We start from the raw sequence: 1,493 nt of genomic DNA, 5'->3' as shown, positions 1-1,493 counted from the left end.
CGCCCGCGGCCTGCCCGCCGTGGAGAAGACCCTGCGCGCCATGGCCCGCTACGGCACCGGCTTCCAGGCCCGCGTCCACACCATCGCCGAGAACGGCCCCGCCGTCCTCACCGAACGCACCGACGTCCTGGAGGCGGGCGCCTGGCGGGCCGAATTCTGGGTCTGCGGCACCTTCGAGGTCCACGACGGCCACATCACCCTTTGGCGCGACTACTTCGACTGGACGACAGTCCTCACCGCCAGCGCCAAGGGCCTCCTCACCGCCGCCCTCTCAACCCTCAGCCCCCGCCCAAAAACAACAACCCACTGACCGCACCACCCGCCGTGTCCACTTCGTGTGTCGCGATTGTGTGAATTCGGTCCCGCCGCCGTCCGCGAATGGGTTGGATCGGGACGGTACGCGCCGGGGACCGCGTGCGTCGTGAAGAGTGGTCACACCGGAGTACGGGGGAACGATGGAGCCGCTGCGACCTGCCGATCCGCAGATGATCGGTCGCTACCGGCTGGCGGGCCGCCTCGGCGCCGGGGGCATGGGGGAGGTGTTCTTCGGATACTCGCCGGGCGGACGGGCCGTCGCGGTGAAGGTCGTCCGGGCGGAACTCGGCTCCGACGCGCAGTTCCGCCGACGCTTCGCCCGCGAGGCCGAGGCCGCCCGCAAGGTCGGCGGGTTCCACACCGCCCAGGTCGTCGACATCGACCTGGACGCCGATCCTCCATGGCTGGTCACCGCATATGTGGCGGGACCGTCCCTCGCGGCGGTCGTGGCCGAGCACGGGGCCCTGCCCGAGCATTCCCTTCGAGTGCTCGGCGCGGGGCTGGCCGAGGCGCTGGAGGCGATCCACGCCGTGGGGCTGGTGCATCGCGACCTGAAACCGTCCAACATCCTGCTCGCCGCCGACGGTCCCCGCGTGATCGACTTCGGGATCGCCCAGGCGCTGGAGGGGACCGCGCTCACCGTGCCCGGCGGGTCCATCGGCACGCCCGGGTTCATGGCTCCCGAGCACATCAGGGGCGCGGGCGCCGGTCCGCCGTCCGATGTCTTCGCGCTGGGAGCCGTCCTCTGCCACGCGGCCGGCGTCCGGCCCTTCGGTGACGGCCCGGCTCACACGCTGCTGTACCGGATCGTCCACGGTGAGCCGGACCTGACCGGGGTCCCCGACGGGATACGCGATCTCGTCGCCGCCTGCCTGACCAAGGACCCCGCCGGACGCCCCTCACCGACCGAGATCGTCGAACGGCTGGGGCCGGACGGCACGATCAGCGAGTGGCTGCCCGCCCCGGTGACCCGGATGGTCGGCCGGCACCAAGGCGAGAAGGCATTGACCACGCCGCCGCACCCCGATCCGGCCCCAGAAGGCCCAGGTCAGGCCGCACCGGCCGGTGGCAAGGCCACACGCGGCCCCCGGACGGTGTGGCCGATCGCGGTGGGCCTCGGCGCCCTCGGCCTCGTGGCGACCGTGACGGTCGGTCTGCTCCTCGCCCGGAACCCGTCC

Annotated in this window: 2 protein-coding genes; both read left to right on the top strand. The window is 72.5% G+C overall.

Going from position 1 to position 1,493, the window contains the following annotated elements; genetic code table 11:
- Positions 1-310: limonene-1,2-epoxide hydrolase family protein (locus E1298_RS46900; protein ID WP_131903796.1), on the top strand; the 310-nt coding region annotated here is incomplete at its 5' end.
- A 175-nt stretch (positions 311-485) separates the two neighbouring features.
- On the top strand, positions 486-1,493 hold a 1,008-nt coding region (locus tag E1298_RS46895), incomplete at its 3' end, for a serine/threonine-protein kinase (RefSeq protein WP_243726273.1).

Source organism: Actinomadura rubrisoli, from assembly GCF_004349215.1.
Taxonomy (GTDB): Bacteria; Actinomycetota; Actinomycetes; order Streptosporangiales; family Streptosporangiaceae; genus Spirillospora; species Spirillospora rubrisoli.
This window is presented reverse-complemented; position numbering and strand designations above follow the sequence as displayed.